The following is a 26320-nucleotide window of genomic DNA, read 5'->3' on the forward strand; positions in this document are numbered from 1 at the left end:
GTTTTGATTATAGGTATGGCAGCAACCGGCAGTCGGTTTGTCTTTAGCCGAGCTTAACCCAATCCGCGCTCGTCGTCCCATTGGCTTTCCAAAACGTCCCGTTATGGGTCAGGTAGCACTCTTGACCGAAATAGTGCGGAACTGCCGTACCGACCGGCGTGGTCGCAGCAGCCTCGACGATCAAACCGTTCCAGGGCATGGAAGGGAAGGAAGCCCGACTCGGCACGCCTTCGGCCAGTCCGTCAGCCTCGCACCCCATAAGTTCAATGCGCCGATTGTTCACGAGCAATTGGGCGTCGAACGTTTTGTTAACGGCCGCATCGGATACATAATCCACCTGTCTGATGCAGGTTCTGATCTGCTGCGTGTTGGAGCCAAGTTGAATTCGGAATACGGCAAATATAGCGGCAGGGCTGTTTGTCACCCGTACACGGACATGCTCCACAACATGATGGGAAGAATCCGCCTCCGTCCTGCCCGTCAGCATGCCCATCCGGAAAACTCCGGTCATCTGATCAAATCTGGCCGAGATCTGGCTGATTAACAGATTGTGACCGTAATTAAAAGCGAACAGCGGCGCCGGCACGCCCGTACAGACATAATCCACTCCGATAAAGGCAATATCCCGCAATGCTTCGGCCGACGGCGACAAATTTCCGAACGAAATGCCGTTTAAAAAATTGCGCGGATTTTTGATCGTGCTGGCATAGATGGCAATGCCCCGGCAAAACAAGGGGTTCGCCACAGGTTCATTTTCCCAGTCGATCAGCCAGGCGCCGTCATGATAACCATCCACCACATTCCCAAAACCGATCACATGGCTGGAGCGCGCGATGCAAAACGCCGGACGATAGTTGTTTCGGGTCGCCGTCGCATGTTCACGATGATCGACGGCAATATTGCCGATCAACTCCACAAGTCCTCCGGGATTACGCGCGATGTAAAAGGAATGCCGCCCCGCCCTTGTTACCTTGTTATGGGCAATGAGCGCCGTTCCGTCAAGATTCTCGTTTGCATACTGAATCCCGTAGCCCTGCCCTCCAACCTCCCCCTGCAGATCGGAAAAATCGTTATGCGTAATTTCGCAACGCCCGATGGAGCGGCCGTTCTCGAAGCTTGCGGCCACACCAATGATTCCCCCGCTGCCAGAGCAGTTCCGCACGACAAATTTGCCGATTGCCGCACCGCCCGCCGGGCCTACAAAAATATGCCGATCCTCAACATTCATCGACATGCGGAGCGCGGAAAAATCCTTAAACTCGATATAGTCGCAGTTTCTTGGCCGATAACCGGCGTTTGCTCCGGCAAACTCCACTTCCCGTCCGCCGATTATCACTTTTCTCTCGCAATCGAATACATGCTGTCCCAACGTCACCCGGTCCGGAACAACGATCGTTTCTACATCCGATGCCAGTGCGGCGTTCATCGCAGCGCGGCAGTCGCTCTCGAATTGTCCTCCCCAATCGTAAAGGCTGCAGGCCGTTCGAATTTCCCGCTGCCAGACGCCATAATTCAGGGGCTCCGTTTCGCCTACGCCAGCCATATAATCGGAAATATTGCCGGTCCATGGCGCGGTTGGGGAAAAATAAATGCCGCCATCGTGCACGGTGCGAGGAAGCGCGGCGTTCCAGAACAGCCGCCCCCCTCCTACCGTTGTGCCCGGATGATAACCCCGAACAAGCAAATGCTGCTTGCTTTCCGAACCCATACAGCCATGCAAGCTTGACATATCGTCAATGACCGCGACAGGGACGCAGCAGTCTGTTCCGCAGTCCCCGTCCCCGTACACCGATTCCGTAACCTGGGCGACCGAACCGCCGGCCGCCCCCGCCATAGTACCGTACAATGCCGCCGCTCCCGCCATGCCGGCAAAAGTCAATAACTTGCGGCGTGATATTCCGACAATGTCTCTATCCTTCATCGCAATCCTCCTCAATCCGCAGACACGGGGCTGCTCCAATCCAGGCTGCGCCCGCATCGGCTGGTCTGTTGATTCCTCATCTCATCGACCGCCCTACGACCACGTCCCGGTCATAGATTCGATTCTCCAATTGGCAGAGTCTACTGCCGTCAATTGCAGAGTGGCGCCGTATTCGTTGGACGTATTGGCTGCCGACGATACGGCCGTTCCGGAAAGCTGCCGGATGGCGGTACCGGAGGCGGCAGCGACTGTGAAGGTCTGGTTTGCCAATTTGACAAATGCGTAGCGCATCCCCGCAACCGGCGCGGGCAATGTCAGCGTGACGGCGGAGGCCGCGCCCGCATTCGTGAACGTCTGCCCGAGCTTCTTGACGCTCAGGCCGGCGCTTGCCGTCATGGCGTTCGAGGCGTTGACGGCGGGCTCGATCCGAATGTTGTCTCCCGCCAGCTTGATCCCTTGGGCGGAGCTGTCGAAATTTTCGTCATAACGAAGCGTTCCTCTGACAAATTTGTTGTTCACGCCTACATGATAGGCGTAGGCGGCCGACGCGGAAGCGAAACGATCCGGTCCGAGCTGTACCGAAGTGGTCAGCAGCGTGGACGGCACAATATCTACATGCCGGTCTCCCGGTCCGGCTACTGTAAACTCGTTCGAACTCCCGGTCGCGATCCCCCCGACGATTTGCATCGGGATCGCCGCGCGTATGTTATTGCCGGATATTTCAACATAGCCGCCGTAGCTTAGTAACCCTACCGGCGAAATATAGTTGATCCGGTTGCCCTCGAACACCCCCCTGCCCAACAGCTTGGCGCCGAGCTGGGTCGGGGACTGCTGATCGGTCGCGCCGACAAACAGGTTCCCCGCGATCAAATAGCCGTCCGCGTATATATCGATCGCGTACTGCGGCGGAATGCGAATCGGATCGAAGCAGTTGTCGAGCAGCACGAGGCCGATGCTCCCGCCATTGTCGTACTTGATCGCGCCCTCCGTAAAATCGTAGAAGAAGCAGCTGCTTACGCTTAGCCCGTTGCAGCGCAGCGTCTGATGATGCGGCACATGAATGCCCTTGACCGCATTATTGAACGTGCAGCGCTCCACGATCACATTTTCGGTTTGCGTCGCTTTGAGCAATGAAGCGGCGGTCCGCACGGACTGCGCGGCGTTTAGGGAGGCATCTCCGAACGTGCAACGGTAAAAACAGGCGGCAACGCACTGATCGATGAAAACAAGATCGCCGGTGAAAGACGAGTTCGTATACTCGAGAGAAAGATCGTCGACCTGAAAATTTCTCGCGCCGTTCGTCTGCAGATGAATCGCGGCCGCTCCGCTCCCCGTATAGCGAATGGCGGAAGTCGGCTTCGTGGCGTTCTGCCCGTGCCGGGAGCCGGCTCCGCGAAAATTCATATTATTGATATCGTTGATATAAATCGTCTGGCCGAAGCAATAATGGCCGGCCGGGAAATAAACGACGCCTCCCGTGTATACATCGACGGTCACGTTCGACCCTGCTCCGGTCAATATCGTCAACGGCGTCCCTGCCTTGAACGAGTCGATAGCCGCACGAATCGCGGAATAATCGTCCGTGATACCGTCCCCTTTCGCTCCGAACCACTTGACGTTCACTTCGCCTTTATCGAAAACGCGCTTGAACCGGGCACCCGAAGCGGACACGAGAATAGTCCCCGTATTGTCGGGCGAGGCCGTATCCGCCGGGTCGTAAATAAACATGCCCTCCTGGCCCGGATCGGATATGAAATAGACCGCATCGGCGGTCGGACTCGAACAAGCCCTCAGCCCGGCTATCGTCGTCCTGAGACAGCCGCCTGTCCCGCAGCCTCCGTATACCGCCGCCGCAACTACGCCGCTTGCCGGTCCCGCTACAGCGCCGCTCACCGGTCCCGTAAATGCGCCGTACAATGCCGCCGCAGCCCCAGCCATGCCTGCGGAAGCGAGCAGCTTGCGGCGGGTCAGACCGGCCTTGCCGTCGGCACCGGCGGCCGGTATCCGGCTCGACCCGCTTTGCTCCTGTTCCTGCCCGTATTCCTGCATTTCCTGGCGCCCGCGCCGCTTCTCGGCTTCATGCCCCGCATATCGACCTTTCTTCTTCCCGTCCTCCATGGCGATTCCTCCTTGATCGAGTGTACCGTTTTACTTCTTCAGCTTCTCGTCAATCGCTTTATTCGCCTTCTCCTCGGCATTGCGCAAGGCGGTGTTCATGTCGGCCGTACCATTCAGCACATTGTTGCCGGCGGCGATCATCTCCAGAAGCACAACCCGGTTGAACCGGTTCGTATATGGCAGATCGGCCATCTTGTGCTTGTACACGGCAGCCGTGTTTCTGCCTTTCAAAATGCCGAGCTTCGTGCCGAACGCCTGCTGCGCGTCCTTGTCAAGCAGCACGGGCATTTTCCCGTTTTCCGACAGGAGCGTCTGAACTTCCTTCGAGGACATCAAATGCGCGATCGCCGCGATGGCCTGCTCCTTATGCTTGCTTGATTTCGACACCATGAAATAAAGAGGCTTGTTCGAACCGGCAACGCCGGGCTTCTCCTTCGATTGCGGCAACGAGGCAACGTCCCAGTTGATTTTTTGCCCTTTCTGCTCCGCCCCGTCCAGCAGATTGACCATAATGTTGAAGCTTTGCATAACCGACGCCAGCGTCTGCTTCTGATAAAAATCTTCGTTCGTCAGCTTCGTATTTCCCGGAATGGCATTGATTTCTTGCAGCAAGGAAAGCGATTTTTTCCATTCGTCGGTTTGGAACGAAGCTCTGTCCGTCTTCGGATCGAACAGCGACAGTCCCCACTGGCTGCCAGTCATCAGCAGATTGATCGTGCGGAAAGCCGAATACTGAATGCCGCCGTCGGTGCGGGACAGCCGCTTGAACAGCGTTATCGCCTCATCCCACGTCACGGTGTCGGTCGGATAAGGAAGACCGAATTTGTCGAACAAGTCTTTGTTATAAAACCACATCATCCGGTCCGAATAGACGGGGAGGGCCAGCAGCTCGCCGCTTTTCGCTATCGCTCTCCCCCCATCGAGCACCTGGGCGTCCACCCGCTTCAGATCGACGGCCAATTTGCCCATGTAAGCGCTTAAATCGAGCGGAAAATCGTACTCGAGCAATCCGGCCAAATTCGGATGATCCGTAAAGACGACATCGGGCGCGTTCCCGGTCGCCGTCAAGTTTTCCAGCGTATTGGCCGTACCCTTCGTAAAGTCCACATATTCGAGCGTAATGAACGGATATTTTTTGCGGACCGGCTCGGCAAAGTATTTGTCAAACTCCGCTTGCTGGAATGCCGTATTCCAATTGTTCACCCGGATCGTGACCGGTTCGGTGCTCATCGGCTTTGCCGTCTGCGCGTCTCCCTTCTTGCCCGTGTCCGCCGTTGTGGTGCTTGTGCCGGACGTTCCCGAGCAGCCGATCAGCATGGCGCTCATCGCCGCCACAGCCGCCCCTATGACCCAGAAACTCGCTTTCATGTTTCGCCCCTTCTTCCTATTTATAAATGTGAGTAAAGCGCCGACGGCCGGCCGCCGGATGCTCTATACTTATAGCCTACACGCGTCCGCCGGCGAATTCTTGGGGATTCCCCCGCAAAAATTGGTCGAATTAGCTTCCGCTACTATTTCATGTGATCCTCGAGCAGGAACCGGACCTCGATATGACCGAGCGCTGTTCCAGAGCGATCGCAAGCAGTTCTAGTTCACATTAGGCTTGAACTTGTACTCGCCTTTCTTTTAGAATGGAACCGGGAGGGATATCCATGGTGCTGTATTCCAAAAGCTTGTGTCTGGAAAGCGAGCATTTTCCATTTCGCGCCTTCCTGTACTCCACGTCGCCGCAGCGGCCGAAGACAGTCCATCATCACGACTTCATCGAGCTGGTGTACGTGGCCAAAGGGCGCGGCGAGCATCTGTACAAAGGCTCCGCGTATCCGATATCCGAAGGCGACATCTTCGTCATTCCGCCATTTGTCCCGCACGACTACAACGTGATCGGCGACGATCCGCTGGACGTGTACAACGTCATCTTTCTTCCGTCCTTTTTGACCTCCGAATTGCAAGCGCTATCAAACGTAACGCCGTTTTTCAACTTTTTTTATGTCGAGCCGTTTTTTCGCCAGTCGCTGGAATTCGAGTCCCATCTGAAGCTGTCCGTACTGGAAGGACAGGAAATTCGGCAGCGTCTGGAGCGCATCGTCGGAGAATTCGACTCCAAGTCGCTCGGTTACCGGATCTCGATCAAAGCGCTGCTGATCGAAATGCTCGTCTGGCTCAGCCGCCGGTACGAGGAGCGTCTGATCGTTCCGCCGACCCATGCGAGCCCGTCCAAGGCGATTCAGGCTGCCTGCACGTTTATCGAGTATCATTACGACCAGGACATCAGTCTGGACCATATTTGCCACGTCTGCGGGATGAGCCAGTCCAGCTTTATCGAGAAGTTCAAGAAAACGGTAGGCAAAACGTTCATCGATTACCGCAACGAGGTGCGGGTGCGCTCCTCGCTTAAGCTCCTGCGTGAAACCGATCACAAAATGATCGCGATCGCCGAAACGGTCGGCATTCACGATCTGAGCCACTACTACAAGCTGTTCAAAAAGCATATCGGCATGACGCCCCGAGAATACCGGCTCAAATACAGCGGACGGCCCGAATAAGAAAAGCTTTTGATCGAAGCGTTTTCGATGATGTACATTCGTGGTTTAGCGGTAGCTTATTCTTGGTAAGGAAAGTCTCTCTTCGCTTTAGTGCTTTAGCGAAGTTAAACTTTCCTTATCGTTAAGAAAAACCGTCCGGACGGTCATGCAAACCAAACGTTAGTGCGTTGGGAGTGTTGGGAGTGGGGCTATTTCGTAATGACTTCTACTCCGGCCCTTTCGTCATTCAATGAACCAAATTTGTTTATTAGTGAACTTCTCTGCGTTATTTGGCTCCACTTCTCGGTAATTGGAGGAACAATGAACCTAGAGTAACTATTACTGAACTTAAGTTTGGTAATAGTAAAATTTGGTTCGTTCTTTGCATTATTCGACCATCTGGTAAGCGAATAGCGCAATAGTGTTCAGTAATAGTGTAGTTTGATTCGTTCCAGCCAAGGGTTACCGTTCGCTTTAGTTCGGTAAAGAACTTAAACATTCTGATCTATTAAGAAAAGCTTCTGATCGAAGCCTTCTCGATGATGTGCATTCGTGTTTTAGCGGTAGCTTATTCTTGGTAAGGAAAGTCTCTTTTCGCTTTATTGCTTTAGCGAACTTAAACTTTCCTTATCGATAAGAAAAACGTCTATCGACGTATTTCAACGATGAGCGACCACTACTCTCACCCAAAAAGTGACGCTATCCTTCGAAGACTACGCCAGGTATTGTTCGGGAATCCCGAACACCCGAACTATTTCTTGGTGAGGAAAGTTTAACTTCGCTCTAACCCTTTAGCGAATTTTAAACTTTCCTTATCGTTAAAAAACGCCGCGACCGTTTAGGTCATGGCGTTTTCGGCGATATTCGCGGCCTAGCGGGCCGCTTAGTGGAACTCGATATCGATCTGCTTCTTCGGCGGCGGCTGCAGCTTCCGCATGCGGATTTCCAGCACGCCGTTCTTGTAGCTCGCCTTCACTCCGTCCTCGTCGACGGCGGAAGGCAGCGCGACCGAACGCTGGAACCGACCGAAATAACGCTCCCGCTGGTGCATCTGTTCTTCCTTTACTTCATGCGTCCGGTTGATCGTGCCGGCGATCGTGAGCACATTGGACTGCACATCGATCTGCACGTCCTCCTTCTTCTCGAGACCCGGCAAATCGCACGTGGCCACGACTTCGTCGGCCGTCTCGTGAACGTCGATCCGGTGTGCGCCAAACTGCTGCTCCCCGCGTACGAATGCGGGAAAATCATTGAACATACGGTCGAAATCTCGTTTCCATCCTTCCATATTGCGGAAAGGCTCGAATGGAATCAAAGCCATGATCGGCAACCTCCTTACAGTTGGGTCGTTCATGAATAGATTTCCATTCTGACCGGAGTGCTATTCACGATTTGCCACTATGGCTCCATATGCCCCGGAGCGCAGCGGTGAGTCAAAGCCCGGCTGAAATACTCGTCCAGCAGCTCTAACTTATATTCATCGATCACATGCCGTACCGAAAATTCGTCCGTTTCGCTGGAAATGAGCACGGAGCCGAGCAGACCCGGATCATGGATCTTCACCTTCGCGCCGTACTTTTGCTTGATCGCGGCAAAATGCCTTCCGTTCTCGTCGATATGAAAGACCGCGCTGTCCAGGTTGACCGTCGCGGTAATATACGGATAGTAATTCGTGCTCTGAGCTACCGTTTCTCCAAGCGGCGAAATAATGGAACAAGGCAGTCCTGCAATCGATCCGACAAAATGCGAGCGGCACGAATACGCCCAATAATTTTGCATAAGTGCGCCATGATACATCGACGGGAAGACGATCAAGTCGGGTTTTTCCTTCACGTATTTCAGCCGCAGCTCGTCGAAGTTCAGGTCGAAGCAGATGGCGAAGCCGACCCGGCCGAAATCGCATTCGAATACCGGCGCGTCTTTGCCGTACAAAATGCCGTTTGCGTCATACTCGGCCGGCACCAGATGATTTTTGTGATAAATCCCGGCCACCTTCCCTTGCCGGTCGATCAACTGCGCTGTATTGCGCCAACTGCCATCCTCGGCCTGCATATGGCTCGGGTACACGATATAGCAGCCGTGCCGGGCGGCGACTTCCGAGAAAAAGTCGCGGATCCGATTGCCCCGCACCCGGTAATACTCCATCCGCTGTTCTTTCGGATAATGCATCTTGCTCGGTCTGTCGCACGCTTCCGGCATGACGATCAAATCGGGCTTGTCGGGCAGCACGAAGTTCAGCATCCGGTTCCAATGCGCGATCATCTTCCCGACGGCTTCCTCCGCGGGGACGCTTGCTTCGATTACGCATGGGGCCGGACCCAGACTGCTTATTTTCACATAGTTGGCCATTCCGCTCACTCCTTCACTATAAGTCCGGTGAATAACCCGCTTACTTGCCCTTCCGATTGAACCTCTCAAGCGCTTTCCGCTTGGTATTTTGTTGGTATGAAATTGATTATAATTCCATGCTTTAACCGCCGTCAATACATTTCGAGACCGCTGTTTACGTGTCGAAGGGCTTCATCCCATGACATCGAATCCAAAATAATCTATAATAATTGAACAACACTTTCCAAACCAATCGTATACCAAAACCTCCTCAATACATACGACACTTGGACATTCGGAGGACCGTCATGAAAGTAATCCAAGCCAAATCGACCCCAAAACTCAAGCTCCAAAGGATGGTCGCGACATTGCGCGAGGAAATCGACACCGGAAAGCGCATGCCGGGCGAGTTCATCCCATCGGAATTGACGTTGTCCGAGCAGTTTCAGCTAAGCCGAAGCTCCGTGCGCAAAGGGCTGGAAACATTAGTAGCGGAAGGGTATATCGAGAAGATCGAGCGGATCGGCACGAAGGTCAAAAAAATGCCGCAAACCGATACGATCAACTTGATATTCGGCATCTATTCAAGTCTGCTTCACGAGGTCGATCTGCAGGAGCTGATCGACGCCTTCCAGGACAAATACCCGAACATCCGCATCCAGATGGTCGATCATTATTTCCCGAACAACCGGCCGGCGATTATAAACCATACGCAGACCAAAGGGATCGATGTCATGATCGTCAATGCGTACCATTTCGAGACGATGGAGGGGAATGACGACGAGGAGCATTTGCTGGAGCCGCTTGAACCTAACGGCGGAATATACCCGTTTCTGACCGAGCATTTCACGAAAAACGGCACATTGCTCGCCCAGCCTTTCATCTTCTCCCCGGTTATCCTTTGCTATAACAAAGATCATTTCCGCGAGCTAGGATTGTCCGAGCCGGACAGCAGTTGGACTTGGGAGGATGTCAGGAAAGCCGGAAGGCTGTTGTCCAAAGGGAACGACCGGTACGGTTTATATTTCCATGTGCTGTCGGACAACCGCTGGCCGCTGTTTCTGCTGCAGAACGGAGTCGTCTTTCATAGAAACGAACAGGGAAAATACGAGTTGGACGATCCGAAAATTAAGGAAGCGCTGCAATATTGCATGAATTTGATGAACGACCGCGAGTTGTTCCCGGCCTATTTGTCGGAGGGCAATACCGATGTGGAAGCTTTATTTCTGAAGCAGAAGGTGTCCATGATCGTCGTGACCTACAACAGCTTGAACGCTTTCCGCGACGCTCCCTTCGCCTACGACATCGCTCCCCTCCCGTACTACCGCGAGCCGAAGACGCTGCTCAGCCTGATCGGCCTCGCCGTCAACCGGGAATCCAAGCAGCAGGTCGCGGCCAAATTGTTTATCGACTTCCTCATATCCCGCGATACCCAGCTGTCCATCCGGAAGAACACGATGAACATCCCGGCGCTGAAAATCGCGGCCGAAACGAACGAGGAAGTGACGGACGCAAGCCGGTTGTCCCGGTTCAATCTGTTCCGCGAGATTATGCCGACGTACCGTTTCTTTACGGAATTGAACATCCCTTTCGCCAGCCTTTCGGTGATGCGGGACGAATTGAAGTTTTACTGGGCCGGGCTCGACGACTTGGATACGGTGCTGCGCAGGATGGAGGACAAGCTTTCCTAAGCGCTTCGGCCCCGACCATACGTCAAAGGAGAGCTCGCCCTCCCGCCGGCTTGCAGCGGAAAACGCGTGCTCTCCTTGTCGGATTTTCTATGAACATACTAGCTCTCGATCGCGCCGAAACGTTTCCAGACGCCCGGATTGCCTGCGGTTACGCAGACGAAGGCCGCATAACCTCCGGGTGCTGCGCTTCGAATCGTCACCTTGTCTCCGACGGCCCAGCAACCGGCAGCAGGCGCCGTATCCGAGGCTTGATCGTAAACGAGGCGAGCCGGGTAGTAGGTCCCTTTCACTCTGTCCAGATCGACATTGACAAATTTCATACCTGCGCCGTTGGAGCTTGTCACTACATACGAATTGGGGGCTGCCCCGTTAAACACATACATGTTCGCTCCGGGGTTTCCGATGATCGTGTCGCCGATCAGAAGCTGGTCGATCTCGGCGTTCAAATCTCCCAAAGAAAACTTGTAGGCCGACAAATAGTTGCGAATCGTATTTCCTTCCGAATGAATCGTTCCGACCGGTCCCATAACGATCCCGGAACCGACTCCCGTTATGCGATTGTTTTCCACGTAAAGCTCTTCAATCCGCAATGCGACGACGCCGTTACCCCTGTTGGCCTGGGACACGATGTTATTGCCGGAAATAACCATTCGTCCCCTCTTTTGATTGTTCACTTTATACAGCTGGATGACGTTTCCAAACGCTTTTGACCGAAAGCTGTTGTTCGTCACTTGAAAATTCGCTTCGGACGCGATGGCCGCATCATTCGTATAGTCGTTCAAGTAAATAAGATCGGACGCGGGCTGATTGTCCGCCGGGCTGCGGTCGTTCTCGAATAGGTTGTTGTCGATGGCGATGGTCATTGGCGGGACGCTTGTTCCGGGGTTCCAGTCCATCAAAATCATTTTGAAAGCCGAGCTATGGATAGGAACGACCTGAAGTGTACTCCGGTTTATGTAGCTTACGGCAAACGAAAACCGGTTGCTCGCAATCGAAACGTTCGAGCCGCGCGTAATTTTGACGCAATGCTGATAAATTTCCGTGAACACATTGTCGGCCAAATGCAAGTTGGAGCAGCCAAGGTTGGACAAGAACCCGTAATAAGTCGGCAGCGACTGCTGCCCTCCGACCGTCGATATGCCGCTGTCCCTTTTGCCGTCGACCATATTTCCGACGATCGCCGCTCCTCTTGCGTTGACTTGAATGCCCGCCCAGGCGGCGGCGCGTATCGTGTTGCCGACGATGGTCAAATTCGTATGGCGCGCCGCGCTTTCCATCAAGTCGGCGGCAATGCCCCGGCCACCCATATCGCTGATCACATTGTCGGCTATCGTAATATTTTCGCAGTGCGTCCCGCCCGGAGTCGCGTCTTCCCCATACCAATTGTCCAAACAAATCCCGTTCTCCGACTTCTCGATCATGTTGTTCGAGACGACCACATCTTTGCATTTGGAAATGTAAATGTTGCCGGAGCCTTCGCCGTTGCGCGTAAAATAGCAATTCGTCACCAGCACGTCTTGGCAGCCGTAGATGGCGAGCGTAACGCCTTGTCCGTCCATCACGCCTGCCGGGGGAAAGGAAACCCCGGCTCCGGCCACTCCCGCTATCGACAACCCGTCGATCGTAATGCTTCTTCTGTCCTTGGCGTTCAGCATGTTGATCCCGGACGGGTTCGATTCCATAAAAATCTTCGCAGAGCGGGTTCCGCGAATGTGGGAACGATCCCGCAAAAAGATCGGATTGCCGATTTTATAGTCGCCCGGCGGAAAATAGACGTTCGAGCACGAATCAATCGCAAGCTGAATCGCATTCGTATCGTCGGCAACGCCGTCTCCTTTCGCTCCGAACCATTTGACGCTCGCCGCTTCATCGAACGTTCTGCGGTATCGGGCACCCGAAGCGGAAACGAGCATCGTCCCCGTATTGTCCGCCGATACCGTATCGGCGGCATCGTATACGAAAAGCCCTTCTTGCCCGGCGTCCGTCACATAATAGACGGTATCGGCAGCGGGAGCAGTCCCGGAGCGAATTTGCACGATCGTGGCCGGTTCGACGCAGTTGGAGCATCTTCCGTTGCCGCCGTATACGGCCCCCGTTACCGTCTGCTGTCCTTTTCCTTGCGCCGAGCCGAACGCCGTTCCGCCCAGCGCCGCCGCGGCGCCCGCCATCCCCATCGCCGCCAGCAGCTTGCGTCTGCTCATCGTTTGCTCCATCCCGACATGTTCCATACGGAATCAGCTCCCCTAATCAAAGAATGTTTTGGCAATTCGGTTATTTGGCCCGTTCTTCGGCGATTTTCTTGTCGGCAGCTTCCTGGGCGTCTCTCAGCGCCGTGTTCAGATCCTTCTTATTCGCCAGCATGCTGCTCAGCCCCTGGGCTAAGAACGTGGAGGAAATGACATCATAGTCCGTCGGCGTCGCCATCCTGGCCGGCTTGCTCTTAAGCGCCGCAGGCAGGTCTTTGCCCTTCATAATCGCCAGCTCGCCGCCGAATTGATTTTTGATCACATCGTTGTTCAGCACGGTCAATCTGCCGTTTTTGGTGATCGTAGTCTGGACTTCCTCGCTCGTCAAATCCTTCAAAATTTCGAAAACCAGTTCTTTGTGCTTGCTCGTCTTGGATACGGTCATCAGGTGGAAATCGACCGCTCTTCCTACTCCCGGGCTGCCCTTAAAGCTCGGGTAAGTCGTCATCCCCCAGCTCATGGGCTTTCCGTTCTTCTCAAGCTCTGCCAGAGGACCGATTGCATTGGAGATCCACTCCGCATTCATGGCTACCGAGCGTTCTTCTGTGAACGTTTTCAGAGCGGCCGGCGTTTTTCCGCCGTCCGAAGCTCCGGGTATTTCGTAGAAAGGCGCCATAAACTCGAATACTTTTTTCCATTCGTCGTTATGGATGGTCGCTTTATGCTTCTCTTTATCGGCATAGGCGAGGGACAGCTGATCGCCGACTTGCTTGATGGACGGCATAATGATGCCCCGGAACTGGGTCGCTCCGTCCATTCTCGTCAGTTTTTTCGACATCTCCAAAATGTCGTCCCATGTGGACATTTCTTTGGGATACGGGACTCCGAACCGGTCGAATATATCTTTGTTGTACAATAGAGCGGCGAAATTAAGCGAGAACGGGACGGCGTACGTATTCCCTGCGGCTCCGTACTTGGCCAGAGCGTCAACGACCGAAGGCTCGAAGCGGTCCGGCTTCACGCCAGCCTTCTTCATCGACTCGTCCAGCGTTTCCGCGAGCCCCATCTTGATGACGACAGGCAGCGAATAATTGCTCGTGAAAATAATGTCCGCCTTATCCCCGGAGGCGAGCATCTGCTCCAGTTCGCTGGCATTGGTCGACTTCGCGCTCACATAGTTGATCGTAACGTGAGGGAACTTGCTTTTTACGGACTTGGCGATATACTGGTCGAACTCCTGCTCCGTAAGTCCAGCGTAGTATCGGAACAGTGTAAGGGATACAGGATCCTTGGCCGGGGCCGGACCCGCGGCGGAGTCTTTGGGCACCGTATTGGAGCAGCCTGCGGCTAACATGGCGGCAAGCGCGGCCGTAATGGTTATTTTCTTTTTCATGGGACACCCCTTCTGAAAACGAGTATACTTCTTAGACAGCGCTTTCAACTATTATCGAGAAAGCGCTTACCCGCTTGCTTGAAGGCCGCGCCGAAGACGTTATCGGTTCCGACATTCGGGCTGCGACTTTCCCTCATCTTCAAACGTTAAGCCTCGTTTCCGAACGATACACGCTTGGCGGACATCCGACCTGCCTTACAAACAGCCGGTTGAAAAAGGAAGGGCTGTCGTAACCGACGAGAGCGGCAATGCCGATAATCGTTTCGTCCGTTTCCCGCAGCAATTGCTTTGCCCGTTCGATCCGATTGCGGTGCATCGTTTCCATGACGCTCAAACCCGTTTCATTTTTTAAGATCCGGTTGAGCTGACGGGAGCTGACGTGGAACAATCGGGCGATCGACTCGACATCGATGGCATGATAGCAGTGCCTTTCCAAATATCCGCTAATGCGCCTGGCTCTCATATCGTCATCCAGATCGGCTATCCCTTCCGCTACCGTTTCCTTTAGCTGCTTCTTGTAGTACCGTGACAGCAGCACGAGAATTTCGACAAGCTTCATCTTGATTAACGTCCGGTAGCCGGCGCTCGCCTCCTTCAATTCTTCGATCATGCTCTCGAGTAGATGCAGGACGGTAGCCGATTCGCGGCCTGCAAGGCGAAGCCGGTGGTGAAAGCGCTCACGTTCGTTCAGAAAAGGAAGCACGTACAAAAAATCCATCGCTTTCATCAACTGCAGCTCGTGCAGCAGCGACACGTGAATGAGTGCGGGAGTAAACAAGCAGTTGATAATGTCCAACGTTTTACCGTTCCTGATTCTGTAAGTGTGCACCTCCCCCGGATTAATGATAAACACGTCACCAGGTCCGATCGCATAGCGCTCGCCTTCGAACTCATGGATCGCCTCGCCTTTCTCCACATACACCAATTCGACGAAATCGTGGAAATGGGGAATGCGGTCCGAATCGTGACGATATTTTTTGATCCAGAACGGAAATTCGGCATCCATAAACATATGGGTCGCATACTTGAACGCCATGCCGCATCATCATCCTTTGAATGGTTTTCGGATGAACACATCCTTGAATCGGACATTTCTATTGTTAGGATAGAGGGAACGGCTCTTGCTAGCAACGCCGATTCAGACATCCTATACATCCGTTTCGGACAAATCATTTGTCGCAATGAAAAAGAGAGCTTGCGCTCCCCCGTCAACACGCGGCGGTGGGCGCAAACTCCCCTTGCTGGATTTGAACCATCTGATAATATTTGCCTTTGCGCTGCATAAGCGAATCGTGATCGCCCCGCTCGACGATCTCGCCGCGGTCCAGCACGAGAATCAGGTCGGCGCTCTTGATCGTGGACAGCCGGTGCGCGATCACGAATGTCGTGCGCCCCTTCTTGACTACCTCCAGCGCGTTCTGGATGATCGCCTCGGTCTCCGTGTCGATGTTGGACGTCGCTTCGTCCAAGATCAGAATGGCCGGATCGAACGCAAGCGCGCGGGCGAACGAGATCAACTGCCGCTGCCCCGCCGACAGCGTGCTTCCTTTCTCGATAACCGGCTCGTCGACGCCCTTTGGCAAATTTAGGAGCCAACGTTCCGCTCCGACGTCGGCAAGCGCCTGCTCCACCCGCTCCCGGCTAATGGACGGATCGTCGAGCGACACGTTGGAGGCGATCGTACCGGTGAACAGGAACGGGTCCTGCAGCACGATGCCCATATGATCGCGCATCGTCTGCCTGGGCATCCCCTTGATGTCGGAGCCGTCTATCGTGATCGTCCCGAGGGTCGCGTCGTAGAAGCGGAACAGCAGGTTCAGAATCGAGCTTTTCCCGGAACCGGTATGACCGACGAGCGCTACCGTCTGGCCCTGCTTCGCTTCGAACGAGATGTCTCTGAGCACATATTCGCCTTCCTTGTAGGCGAACGAGACGTTCTCGAATTTCACGTTGCCGGCGAACCGCTTCATGCTCCGGTCCGATACGTCCTCGCCCTCCTCGTCCAGCAGGACGAATACCCGCTCTGCCGAGACGAGCGCCGTTTCCAGGTTGGGCAGCTGATTGACGATGTTGACGATCGGATTGAACAGCCGGTTCAAATAATCGACGAACGCATACAGCACCCCGAGCGTCACGACAGCCTCCGGACTGCTGAGCGCTTCCCCTCCGAAATACCAAATGACCGCTACGAACGCGATATTCCGGATGACGCCGACCAGATTGTACCCGGTCCAGGAGTTCAAGCTGAGCAGCTTGTTGCGGAACGTGAACAGCCGAGTGTTGATCGTCTCGAACTCCGACTCCATCTTCCGCTCCCCGCGAAACGCCTTTACGACCTGCATCCCTTGAATCGACTCGTTGATGACGCCGTTAATTTCGCCGACGGCGGAACGGATCGTTCGGTTGTACCGCTTCGCCTTCCTGCCGTATACGTAGATCCATACGGCCAGTACGGGCAAAATGAGCAAGCATATGGAAGCGAGACTGGCGTTCAGAAGGAACAACGCCGTGAAGATGCCCACCATATAGATCGTCCCGGTAAAAAAGTTGGCCAGCACGGTCACGTACAGCTCGCGGATCGTTTCCGTGTCGTTCGTAATGCGCGAGACGACTTTGCCGGCAGGCAAGTTGTCGAAATAGCGGATCGGCAGCCGGTTCATTTGCCCGAATACGTCGGTGCGCATGTCGCGGATAATCCGGTTGGAGGCGGCTTGCAGTACATACCGCTGGCCGTACGAGAACGCGGCCGATACGACCAGCAGGCCGAAGTAATACCAGCATAAGCGGATCAACCCGCCGAGCTCCGGCCGGAAGAAGGCGAACATTTCCGCGGACGACAGCAGTCGGGCGTCGTATACCCGTTCCTCCGTACCACGCTTGATGGCCAGCTTTCCTTCCGGAGTCACGCTTCTCGCACCGTCGAAGGAAACCGGTCCGGCTATGAAGTAGTAGTTCTTGTCGGCTTGCAGCACTCTTGCTTCCGCTCCGCGCGACTCCCCTTCGCCGAAATGATCCGTCCTCTTGTAGCGGGCTCCGTCGTATCCGACCGTGTAAGGGCCCTCCGCCTCCGTCACGTGCCACGGTTTCTCGATGCCGGTAATGTGGACGTCGATCAACCGTTTCGCTACGAGCGGTCCCGCCAGCTCCGTGCCTACTGCTACGGCGAGCATGAGCAGCGCGAGCAGCAGCTGCGTTTTGTAATGGAGCGCATATTTCACCAATCTTTTCAGCGTCTGGAGCTGGTTCCCGGCAGTCCGGTCCATATCCAGATCGTAATGTTCCGTCTCGTTGCTCATTTAGTTCTCACCGCCTTCCGACCGTTTCGCTTCCACCTGCTGTTTCTCGAATTGCTCCTTATACCAGCCGCCCAAACGCATCAGCTGCTCATGGGTGCCCTGCTCGGCGACGGCTCCTTCATCCATCACGACGATCCAGTCGGCCTCCTGAATGGCGGACAGACGGTGAGTCGCAATCAAAGTCGTTTTGCCGGCGCGGGCGGTACGGATGTTTCCGACGATCTCAGCTTCGGTTCGCGCATCCACCGCGGACAAAGCGTCGTCCAGCATCAGAATGTGGGGATCGGCGATCAGCGCCCGCGCGATCGAAACCCGCTGCTTCTGCCCGCCGGACAGCGATACGCCTTTCTCCCCCACCATAGTCTCGAGTCCGTCCGGCAAAAACGACATGTCTTTCGCGAGCGCCGAAGCGGAAATCGCCTCCTGCAGCTCCGCCTCCGACGTCGCGGCACTCCGGCTGCCGAACAGGATGTTCGCCCTGACCGACCGGGAGAACAGGAAATGCTCCTGCGGCACGTAGCCGTACCACGATTTGAGCCGGTCCATATCGATCCGCTCGATCGAAGCTCCGGAGACGGTGATGGTCCCTTCTCCCGACGGATATTCGCGCAGCAGCTGCTTGATCAGCGTCGTCTTGCCGCTGCCGGTCCGTCCCGCGATGCCGAGCGTCTGACCGGGCTCCAGCTTGAACGAAACGCCGCGCAAATTGTCCACGGCCGAAGACGGATAACGGAACGTGACGTCGCGGAACTCGATCGTTCCCGGTCGATCTTCCACCGCTGCCGTCTCCTCCGGGTTCGGCTCCTCTACATCCGGCTTCCAGCCGAGCGTCGTATGGACGCGATCGAGCGAGGCGTTGCCGCGCTGCATAATATTGATCAGCTCGCCGATGGCGAACATCGGCCAGATCAGCATCCCCAAGTAAACGTTGAACGCGACGAGGCCGCCGATCGTCAATTCGTTGTGGTACACGAGATAGGCGCCGTAGCCGAGACCGATCAGGTAGCTCGCTCCCGTCAATATTTTCATCGTCGGCTCGAACAGTGCGTCGATCCGCACAACCGCCAAATTTTTGTCCAGCACGTCCTTCGTCACGGCCGCGAAGCGGCTCTCCGCCGCCCTTTCCTGGACGTAGGCGCGGATAACCCGGATGCCGGATATCGTCTCCAGAACACCGTCGTTCATCGAGCCGAACGCGTCCTGCGCGTCCATGAACCGCTTGTGTATCCATTTGCCGTAAATGCTGACCAGTATCGCCATGAACGGCAGCGGCACGATCGCCGCAAGCGTCAGCTTCCAGGAGACGAGGATGCTCATCGTCGCGAGCAAAGTCATCATCCATAGCGTCGAGTCGATGAACGTCAATATGCCGAAGCCCGCCGTTTGCGCTACAGCCTGCAGATCGTTGGTGGCGAGCGCCATCAAATCGCCGGTCCGGTTCCGCTCGTAGAACGTCGGCGTCATTTTCAGAAAATGCCGCATCAGCCGCGAGCGCATCAGCCGCTCCACCACGAACGCTCCGCCGAACAGCTTGTAATGCCATACAAAATTAATCAGGTAAGCGCTGGCCGTAATCGTAAGCAGCTGCACCAGCGTGAGCCGGATCGCCTCCCAATTCAGCCCTCCGATATGGATCGCGTCGATCGAACGTCCGACAAGCATCGGAGGAATAATCTCCAATACGCCGGAGATGGTGATCAGCACTACCGCGACCGCGTACCGCTTCCATTCTTGCTTGAAAAACCAGCTTAGCTTACGCAGTACAGAAAGCATTCTCTCTATCTCCTCTCCTCATCCCCGAGGGATGCAAACCTTATACCGAATAAAAAAACACACCGCCCGTGAGCGATGTGCTTCGCCTATTAACGAAAAGGCGCACGCCACGAGCTGCCGTGACTTGCGCCTTGATTGCGGAACATCCGCGGAGCGGAGCGCGTCAATTCACGCGTCCGTGCCGATTCCCGGTCCTCAAGGGTGCCCTGTCACGATGGATGAAATTCCGTACGGCTTCATGCCGGACTGCTGCATTGCGGAATTTATCGTTCTTCATGACGGTTGCTCCTTCCCCGGGCTCACAAGCGATGGTTACATAGGATACGTTATCATGGGCGTATTTCGTCTGTCAATCGTTCCCGGCCGAAAAAACGATTAAAACAAAAGACGCCCGAGACCGCAAGTCTCCAGGCGTCCATACGCGAACACGATACCGGAAGCAAGCAAGCTGCTGCATTGCGTTCCGTTTCCCTGATCGAAACGTTTGTTCAGTCTTTCCCGTTCGCAACGGCTTGCTTGCCGGCAAGCCCGTACTGGGCAAGGATCGGCTCCATCACTTTGGCGCCGAAATTGTCGCCCATGATCGCATAGCCTTGTCCGTTCGGATGAAGGTTGTCCGGCAAGTGCTCGGCCGACTGCTCGTCGAAAATCGTCAGTCCGTCGACGTAATGCAGATGCTTGTCTCCAAGAGAGGCCATATTCCTTACCGCTTCCTCGATTTCCTCCCTCATCTCGACAAGAGTCAGTCCGACGGTATTTTTCGTTTCCTCCCGAGGCGGCGACCAGATCGGCGACATGACGACGATCGGCTTGTCCGGATGCTTCTCGCGAACGATTTGCACGAATCCGATGACGGCCGCTTGGAACGTGCGCTTATTGAGGGAGCTTCCCCCGTATACGTTAATGCCGAGGCACAGCGAGATGATATCCGCTTCCAGGTCCCGGATCATGCGGGCGACCATCGGCTCGATATGGCAGTTTCCGGAATAGCCGAGACATGTCAAATGAAGGCCGGAGCGGCGCGCCACAATGGCGGGCCAAGTTTGGGCGGGACTGAACGCGCCGCTGCATTGTGTAATCGAGCTGCCGTATGTAATCCATTTGGGCTGCTTCAACTCCGGGATATGCCAGGAGGCCGTATCGTCGATCGAGAGCGCTTTCACGACCGTCGGCGCTTTTTGCGGCAAATAAATCTCGATCAGCTTGTTTCCGCCGGCCAATCCGTCGAACGTAACGGTCGTTGCGCCCGGCTCCAGCACACGCGTCATTATCGGCGCGTCCCCGCATACGAGGTCGAGCTGGACAGTAACCTCCAATGGAGCGATTTCCACTTGGACGGTCGTCGTATCGCTCGCGAACGTCAAGCGGACGCCTGCGGATATTTCTGCCGTTTTATTGATCCCGTTCGGCGGAAACAATACATATTCCTTGTAAGGTATACGCCAAGGCTTCAAACCGTCGCCTACCGGCTCCAGAGAGACCGCGCCTTGAAACAAGGAACGATTCAAATCGATGCTCTGCATACGATTATATCCCCTTTCTAGTGTCGTTCCTTCTTAATGTACAGGCTCATGGTCCTTCATGCAATCTAAATATTTCCACTGCGCGGAAAGTTTTGCTTCGCTTTATTGTTCAAAGGAGTCCGATAATGTACCTTAAAGGGTCACTCGTGCTAACGATGCGAATCTGGGTACTCGTGTCGATCGCCGCTACGAGCTTACCGTTCGAAGTGGGAACATTCAGGTAGTCGGCTCCTGGCCTAAAGCCGGAAGTATACCAGCCTCTAACGGGTTCGTGGCGCAAATCCCCGCTCGAAACGGAACCGGTCGCCACGATAAGACTTCTGTACTTTGTTATATCATCATTCAAAGCTACCGTTCCGGTCGAAGCATTCAAGCTTGCGGTCAAATACCGCTCGCCGCCCTCGGAGACGACGACCGAATCTGGGGCATCGCTCCGGATTGCTCCGGAAACGCCCGAAACCGCCGAGTTGCCGCTTATTTTCACGCCGGAATTTCCCGCCGGAATATAGACGGCATATTTGTAATTGCGGGCGTAGCCGCTGTTGCTGATCGAATTACCGGTTATCTCGACATTCGAGCAGCCGTCCGCGCGCATCCCGTAGTACTGCCCGTCCTGCGCTTGACAAACGCCCCGGAAGACGTTGTTTCTCAAACTAATATCGCTCGTATTCGTCAAATACGCCCCTTCGCGATTTGCGACCGAGCAGTAGTTGCCGTCGATTAATATTCTCAGCCCTCCGATAATGCGGAAAGGCGAGTTCGCCACGTTCGTCACGACATTGCCGGATACGGTAACATGGACGGAAGGCTCGTCAAACCCGCCGGTTACCGTTTTCCGGGAAATCGTAATCCCGTGCAGTCCCGTTTGGCGGATCGTATTGTTTGCTATTATCGTATTGTGGCATGAATAGGCCGCGATTCCGGCGCTCCCCGTGTTCTCGATCGTATTGCCCGACACGACGGCGTTTCTGTAGCTTTCCGGCTTGATCGCGATATCGGCGAAATCTCGAAACAAATTGTTCACGATGCGGATGTTCTCGTGAAAAACTTGGTTGCCCGCGCTGTCGTATTTGGAACCGTGCGTACCTACGCCCCTGTGCCCGTTCAAGAACGAGCAGCCTTCGATCAGCACGTCCCGGCACGGCGTATCGTCAAACGATCCGAACGTCGGAAACGATTCGGCTGTCGCAAAGTCGATCTGCACCATCTCGTATTGACCGTCCGAGCGGACCAGTTGATCTTTAAAGAGGCAATGAAGCAGCTTGACGTTGCGGCTGGAGTTGAATTCGATGATATGCCCGTTGTGGCCGTTCACAAAAGTGACTTTCTCGATATGCACGCCGTCGGCATGGGCGATGCCGAATGCCTGGAAGTTGCGGGTCGGATCGGTCGGCGGATTCGTATTGCCGCACAAGTCGATCGTGCCGCCGATGACCGTAATGCCGCCGTCGCCCTCATACCCGCCCGCATAATGGGCGTCGCCGACGATTCCGTTCACGAACAGCTTGAGATTGGAGTTGGGATTGCCCATCTTCTTCAGCACGGCTCCGTCTTCCATCCGGATACAAGTATTTCTGTACAACCGGAGCAGACGGGTTATGACGTACGTTCCGGGAGGCACATACACGACTCCTCCGCCGTTCTCCTTCACCTTGAGCAGCGCTTGCTCGAATGCGTCCGTATCGTCGGAAGTGCCGTCTCCTTTCGCTCCCAACCGTCTTACATCGTAGATATGTGCCACATCATGATTGTGATGCGGATTGCCGGAGTAAACGCTTTCCGTCACCGAACGATCCCAATCCTGATCGTTGTCTCTGTCCGGGAAAGGCTTGCCTTGGGCCATGACGGCCCCGACAGAGCCGACGGCCATAACGGCGCCGACGGCGCCAAACGATTGCAGAAGCTTCCTTCTGCTGAGCTTCGCCTTCGAAGAATGGTTCTCCCGATCTGACATCGTTATCCACCTCGCGGTTATTATTGGCCTTTCGCCTTAATATCGCTGTTGATCTTCTCCTCGGCATCTCGCAGAGCCGAATTGACGTCCTTGCCCTTCTGGAACATGTTGCGCAGCTCCGCCTGGATGACTGTCATGGCGCTTGTGTCATACAGGGACGGCGTATACGGATCGGCTGTTGCGGTTTTGAACACAGCGGCAATGTTTTTGCCTTTTAGGAACGGCAAATCTTGGCCGAACGCCGTTTTCATCTCCTCGTCCTTCAAAATGCTGCTTCTGCCCTGCTTCGCCATATCGAGCTGGACCTCGTCGGATATAACCGTATTGATGACGTTAAACACTTCGTCCGGATATTTGCTCGTTCCGGTCGGCACCATGATGTGCAAATCGGGTCCCATCCCTTTGCCCGGCGCCTCGGGGAACACCGGATAAGCCGCGATGTCCCATTTCAGGTCGGCCAGCTCGCCCAAACGGGCTGTTGTAATAATGTTGACGTCCGCAAGCATCGCGAGCGTCCGGTCTTTGGTGAATGCGTTGATCCCGGCCGTCTTCCACGCGTACTTCTCGTTGCCAGGTATTTTGTATATGTCCGCCGCCTGCACGAGCACTTTTTTCCACAGCTCCGTATTGATTACGGCACGATTCGTCTTCACATCGACGAACGGAAGAGAGAGCTGCATGGCCATCCGCTCCGGTACGTTCGGCTCCAGTCCGCGATATTGGGTCGTACCGTCCAGCCTCGTGAGCCGCTTGGCGAGCTCCGTCGCTTCCTGCCAGGTCATGCCGTCCTTCGGGTACGGTACGGCGAACCTGTCGAAAATGTCCTTGTTATAATACAAGGCGCTAAAGCTCCGCGTATACGGAATCGCTATGAGATCGTCTCTTTGCGCAGCCGCTTTGATCGCTTCCAGCGTCTGGGGCTCGAACCGGGTCAAATCGACGTTGTGCTTCTTCAGCCCTTCCGTCAAAGACTTCAACAGCTTCGCGTCGCTAATCGCCGGGATGCCGTTGACGTTATTCGTAACGATGATGTCCGGAACTCCGTTCGAAGCGAGCATTTCGGGAATAAGCTTGTCGTCGTAGTCGATTCTCTCGGCCGTAATCCATGGATATTTTTTGCTGACCGGATCGGCGAAAAACCGTTTGAATTCCTCATCCGTCAAGTAGCCGCCCTTTTTGACGCCGATTTTGAGCGTTACGGGGACATGCTCCTCCTTCTTGGCTGCCGTCTTGGAATCGCCGGATGACGAGCAAGCGGCCAATACGGCTATCGCCGCAACTGGAATTGCGCAACGCAGCGCGTTTCCCGCCGTTATCCTTGCATGTGTCGAATTGAACATTTCGCATGACTCCCTTCCCATAATAAACCTTTTCGTAATCGATTACATTTTCAGGAAACGGTATTTCCGCACCAAACCGCATTCACTTTCCGGCGGCCCTCACCTCCTTAGCATAATCCATTCGCGCCGCTTGCGAAAAGCATTTATTGAGCAGACAGCTAGGTGTATGAGTCTTCAGCACCTCTTATTTTGGCAGGGACCGGTGCAAAGACCGCTATACGTTCACGGAGCTGTTTTCGTAATCGATTACATTTTGTGCAGTCCGCATTTCCCCGTCAACACCCACAATAACACCGTTTTGTTAAATGGGTCGCTCTTTTTCGTAAAGAAATTGTGAATATACCTCCGCCACTCTTCACGCCCATCTAAAAAACGTCTCCATATCGGTCATCCCGTACATGCTGACGCTTGTGAAACGGAGCGTCTGACCGCTCATAGCCGATTCCATCAATACGTTCAGCCTCTGAACGGCTTCCTCCGCCTTCTCGCCAAGCTCCTTATTGCCCAAATAGCCGATAGAGACGTGAGGGCGATACGACTTCGATGCCGTAGCAAGCCCGAACCGTTCCTCGAAGAAGCGGTTCAACTTCTCTCTCTCTTCCTCAATGCCGCTCAGTACGGCTTGGGAACGGCTGTCGACCGGCGCAAGCCTCGCCACGATCGAGGAATTGTTCCATTTCTCCAGCCGCTCGAAGACGAAATCGATGGGCTCTATGCGTATGCCGATCGGCTCCCCGTCCCGGCCCGCGAACAGCTTATGCTTCGGATGGAACGCTCCCGGCAAGCTTTGCAGCCATCGCGCCGCTTCTTCACAGTCCCCGGCCGGCAGCTTTCGGACGTTGAAGTCGTTAATGCCGTCCCATACCGTAACATGGTAAGAATGAAGAGGCAGAGGGCAAAACAAATAAGAACACATGAGTTCGCCCGCGCCGCTGGCCGCGTCCCATAAATTCCGGTAAAAAGAAAGCTCCGGCTCCCCGTAACGGCAGTCGATCTTCGCCAGGTTCGGGAAATCGCTTAACCGGGAACAGCTCTCGCCGGGGTTGTCGAATAACAGGGAAAAACCTTTGAACGGCGCCCAGACGGGCACGAAGCCTTGCACTTTGCGATTTGTAATCATAGTCATAATCGTCCGGCTCCTTTCGGCTGCATTTCTGATCTTTGTCGGTTTTCATCGCGCGAATCGTTTTTTGTAATCGATTACATTTTCATCAAAAGAAACAAGCTGGCAGCACCGATCGTCATGTTTCTCTTATCACCAGCTGATGCGGCAAAATAACGAGACCTTCTTCTTTCGCATCCGTATCGCTCTGCAGCTTCTGAATCAATATGCGGACCGAAGTATAGCCCAATTCGTACAACGGCTGCACGATAGTCGTGACGGTCGGGTTCGTAATCTCGGCCAGAAACGTTCCGTCAAAGCTGACGAGGCCGATTCGTTCGGAAACGGCAATCGATTTTTCTTTGATCCCTTTCAATATAAACGATGCCTGCAAGTCCGAATGCGTAATGATGCCGTCAATGTTCATCCCTTTATCGACAATGCCGTTCACCGTTTCCTTGACGTGCTCGAACGAATTTTTAGCTCCGGCGATCCGTTCGGGCCGAAACGGAATGCCCGCTTCCTTCAGCGCCGCTTTATACCCCTCGATCCGGGCGGTAACCGAGCTCGTTTCTCTGTTCCCGGTAATATAGGCGATTCGGGTATGCCCGCGGCGGATCAGCTCGTTGGTCGCTTCGTAACCGGCCTTCTTATTGTCGATCGTGACGCAAGTGGAGTCGATCCCCGGGTAATGTTCCGTACACAGCACAATCTTGTACTCGTCTGAGAGTTCTTCCAGCAATTCCTTGCTGGCGCTGGACGATACGAATACGATGCCTTCCGCCAAATTCGTCTTCAGCAAGTTGATGTACGTGTCCAATATCCATCTCTTCGATTCGATCGTACCGATAATGATATGGTAAGCATTGTCGTATGCGGCCGCCTGCGCGCCTCTCGCGATTTCCGAGAAATACGGGTTGGACATGGACGGCAGTACCATTACGATCGTTTGGCTTGCCTGTTTCCGTAAATTTTTGGCGAGCATATTCGGCTTGTAATTCATCTCTTTAATAACCTGCAGCACTTTGTTCTTCGTCGCGGGTTTTACGACCGGGTCGTTGTTCAGCACTCTGGAAACGGTAGCCACGGATACGCCCGCCTGCTTGGCGACCTCTTTGATGGAGCTCATGACGGACCTGTCTTCCTTTAAAGTATTGGCATTGCCGTTCA

The 26320-nt window shown here is 54.7% G+C and carries 17 protein-coding genes; 2 read left to right on the forward strand and 15 right to left on the reverse strand.

Annotation, left to right across the window (positions count from 1 at the left end; all coding sequences use genetic code 11):
• Positions 1-43: 43 nt before the first annotated feature.
• The 3 genes from FE783_RS01105 to FE783_RS01115 form a co-directional block, all read right to left on the reverse strand.
• A complete protein-coding gene (locus tag FE783_RS01105; RefSeq protein WP_138877468.1) occupies positions 44-1921 on the reverse strand; it encodes a hypothetical protein in 1878 nt (625 codons plus the stop codon).
• Between the two features lie 93 nt (positions 1922-2014).
• Positions 2015-4039, reverse strand: coding sequence for a glycosyl hydrolase family 28-related protein (locus FE783_RS01110; RefSeq protein ID WP_138877469.1), 2025 nt, complete (start codon positions 4037-4039; stop codon positions 2015-2017).
• A 30-nt stretch (positions 4040-4069) separates the two neighbouring features.
• A complete protein-coding gene (locus FE783_RS01115; RefSeq protein WP_138877470.1) occupies positions 4070-5407 on the reverse strand; it encodes an ABC transporter substrate-binding protein in 1338 nt (445 codons plus the stop codon).
• A gap of 284 nt (positions 5408-5691) precedes the next feature.
• Here FE783_RS01115 and FE783_RS01120 point away from each other — a divergent pair, with 284 nt between their 5' ends.
• A complete protein-coding gene (locus FE783_RS01120) occupies positions 5692-6585 on the forward strand; it encodes an AraC family ligand binding domain-containing protein (protein ID WP_158301562.1) in 894 nt (297 codons plus the stop codon).
• An 862-nt stretch (positions 6586-7447) separates the two neighbouring features.
• On the opposite strand, the gene FE783_RS01125 is transcribed toward FE783_RS01120, so the two are convergent.
• Entirely contained in the window at positions 7448-7885 is a 438-nt protein-coding gene (locus FE783_RS01125; protein ID WP_138877472.1) for an Hsp20/alpha crystallin family protein, read from the reverse strand.
• Between the two features lie 77 nt (positions 7886-7962).
• Complete coding sequence (locus tag FE783_RS01130; RefSeq protein ID WP_138877473.1) at positions 7963-8913, reverse strand: carbon-nitrogen hydrolase family protein; 951 nt, start codon at positions 8911-8913, stop codon at positions 7963-7965.
• A gap of 287 nt (positions 8914-9200) precedes the next feature.
• On the opposite strand from FE783_RS01130, the gene FE783_RS01135 reads away from it, so the two are divergent.
• Positions 9201-10583 (forward strand): extracellular solute-binding protein, encoded by a 1383-nt coding sequence (locus FE783_RS01135; protein WP_138877474.1) that lies wholly within the window; start codon positions 9201-9203, stop codon positions 10581-10583.
• A 98-nt stretch (positions 10584-10681) separates the two neighbouring features.
• Here the strand turns inward: FE783_RS01135 and FE783_RS01140 are convergent, their stop codons facing one another.
• The 10 genes from FE783_RS01140 to FE783_RS01185 all read right to left on the reverse strand — a co-directional run bounded on the left by FE783_RS01140 (position 10682) and on the right by FE783_RS01185 (position 26279).
• Complete coding sequence (locus FE783_RS01140) at positions 10682-12811, reverse strand: right-handed parallel beta-helix repeat-containing protein (RefSeq protein ID WP_138877475.1); 2130 nt, start codon at positions 12809-12811, stop codon at positions 10682-10684.
• A gap of 43 nt (positions 12812-12854) precedes the next feature.
• Positions 12855-14162, reverse strand: a complete 1308-nt coding sequence (locus tag FE783_RS01145) for an ABC transporter substrate-binding protein (protein WP_138877476.1) — start codon at positions 14160-14162, stop codon at positions 12855-12857.
• A gap of 139 nt (positions 14163-14301) precedes the next feature.
• Positions 14302-15198, reverse strand: coding sequence for an AraC family transcriptional regulator (locus tag FE783_RS01150; protein WP_138877477.1), 897 nt, complete (start codon positions 15196-15198; stop codon positions 14302-14304).
• 172 nt (positions 15199-15370) lie between these two features.
• Complete coding sequence (locus FE783_RS01155) at positions 15371-17458, reverse strand: ABC transporter ATP-binding protein (protein WP_274381424.1); 2088 nt, start codon at positions 17456-17458, stop codon at positions 15371-15373.
• The gene (locus FE783_RS01160; RefSeq protein ID WP_138877478.1) at positions 17459-19231 is read right to left on the reverse strand and encodes an ABC transporter ATP-binding protein; all 1773 of its coding nucleotides are present in this window, start codon (positions 19229-19231) and stop codon (positions 17459-17461) included.
• Positions 19232-19719: 488 nt separating this feature from the next.
• Positions 19720-20754 carry an SGNH/GDSL hydrolase family protein gene (locus FE783_RS01165; protein ID WP_138877479.1) on the reverse strand — a complete coding sequence of 345 codons (1035 nt, stop codon included), beginning with the start codon at positions 20752-20754 and terminating at the stop codon, positions 19720-19722.
• A gap of 109 nt (positions 20755-20863) precedes the next feature.
• A complete protein-coding gene (locus tag FE783_RS01170) occupies positions 20864-22708 on the reverse strand; it encodes a right-handed parallel beta-helix repeat-containing protein (protein ID WP_138877480.1) in 1845 nt (614 codons plus the stop codon).
• A gap of 20 nt (positions 22709-22728) precedes the next feature.
• Positions 22729-24048, reverse strand: a complete 1320-nt coding sequence (locus tag FE783_RS01175) for an ABC transporter substrate-binding protein (protein ID WP_158301563.1) — start codon at positions 24046-24048, stop codon at positions 22729-22731.
• Positions 24049-24403: 355 nt separating this feature from the next.
• Complete coding sequence (locus tag FE783_RS01180; RefSeq protein WP_138877482.1) at positions 24404-25174, reverse strand: hypothetical protein; 771 nt, start codon at positions 25172-25174, stop codon at positions 24404-24406.
• A 115-nt stretch (positions 25175-25289) separates the two neighbouring features.
• Positions 25290-26279: a LacI family DNA-binding transcriptional regulator gene (locus FE783_RS01185; RefSeq protein WP_138877483.1), complete on the reverse strand. Its 990-nt coding sequence runs from the start codon at positions 26277-26279 to the stop codon at positions 25290-25292.
• Positions 26280-26320 lie beyond the last annotated feature (41 nt).

It is taken from the genome of Paenibacillus mesophilus (assembly GCF_005938385.1).
GTDB classification, from domain to species: Bacteria; Bacillota; Bacilli; order Paenibacillales; family NBRC-103111; genus Paenibacillus_AB; species Paenibacillus_AB mesophilus.

Excerpts from the sequence above, each read along its gene's own strand:
- FE783_RS01120 (WP_158301562.1), top strand. The coding sequence starts at position 5,692 with ATGGTGCTGTATTCCAAAAGCTTGTGTCTGGAAAGCGAGCATTTTCCA.
- FE783_RS01175 (WP_158301563.1), bottom strand. The coding sequence starts at position 24,048 with ATGTTCAATTCGACACATGCAAGGATAACGGCGGGAAACGCGCTGCGT.
- FE783_RS01115 (WP_138877470.1), bottom strand. The coding sequence starts at position 5,407 with ATGAAAGCGAGTTTCTGGGTCATAGGGGCGGCTGTGGCGGCGATGAGC.
- FE783_RS01155 (WP_274381424.1), bottom strand. The coding sequence starts at position 17,458 with ATGAGCAACGAGACGGAACATTACGATCTGGATATGGACCGGACTGCC.
- FE783_RS01125 (WP_138877472.1), bottom strand. The coding sequence starts at position 7,885 with ATGGCTTTGATTCCATTCGAGCCTTTCCGCAATATGGAAGGATGGAAA.
- FE783_RS01130 (WP_138877473.1), bottom strand. The coding sequence starts at position 8,913 with ATGGCCAACTATGTGAAAATAAGCAGTCTGGGTCCGGCCCCATGCGTA.
- FE783_RS01150 (WP_138877477.1), bottom strand. The coding sequence starts at position 15,198 with ATGGCGTTCAAGTATGCGACCCATATGTTTATGGATGCCGAATTTCCG.
- FE783_RS01165 (WP_138877479.1), bottom strand. The coding sequence starts at position 20,754 with ATGCAGAGCATCGATTTGAATCGTTCCTTGTTTCAAGGCGCGGTCTCT.
- FE783_RS01110 (WP_138877469.1), bottom strand. The coding sequence starts at position 4,039 with ATGGAGGACGGGAAGAAGAAAGGTCGATATGCGGGGCATGAAGCCGAG.
- FE783_RS01160 (WP_138877478.1), bottom strand. The coding sequence starts at position 19,231 with ATGCTTTCTGTACTGCGTAAGCTAAGCTGGTTTTTCAAGCAAGAATGG.
- FE783_RS01170 (WP_138877480.1), bottom strand. The coding sequence starts at position 22,708 with ATGTCAGATCGGGAGAACCATTCTTCGAAGGCGAAGCTCAGCAGAAGG.
- FE783_RS01185 (WP_138877483.1), bottom strand. The coding sequence starts at position 26,279 with ATGAGCTCCATCAAAGAGGTCGCCAAGCAGGCGGGCGTATCCGTGGCT.
- FE783_RS01105 (WP_138877468.1), bottom strand. The coding sequence starts at position 1,921 with ATGAAGGATAGAGACATTGTCGGAATATCACGCCGCAAGTTATTGACT.
- FE783_RS01180 (WP_138877482.1), bottom strand. The coding sequence starts at position 25,174 with ATGACTATGATTACAAATCGCAAAGTGCAAGGCTTCGTGCCCGTCTGG.
- FE783_RS01145 (WP_138877476.1), bottom strand. The coding sequence starts at position 14,162 with ATGAAAAAGAAAATAACCATTACGGCCGCGCTTGCCGCCATGTTAGCC.
- FE783_RS01140 (WP_138877475.1), bottom strand. The coding sequence starts at position 12,811 with ATGGAACATGTCGGGATGGAGCAAACGATGAGCAGACGCAAGCTGCTG.
- FE783_RS01135 (WP_138877474.1), top strand. The coding sequence starts at position 9,201 with ATGAAAGTAATCCAAGCCAAATCGACCCCAAAACTCAAGCTCCAAAGG.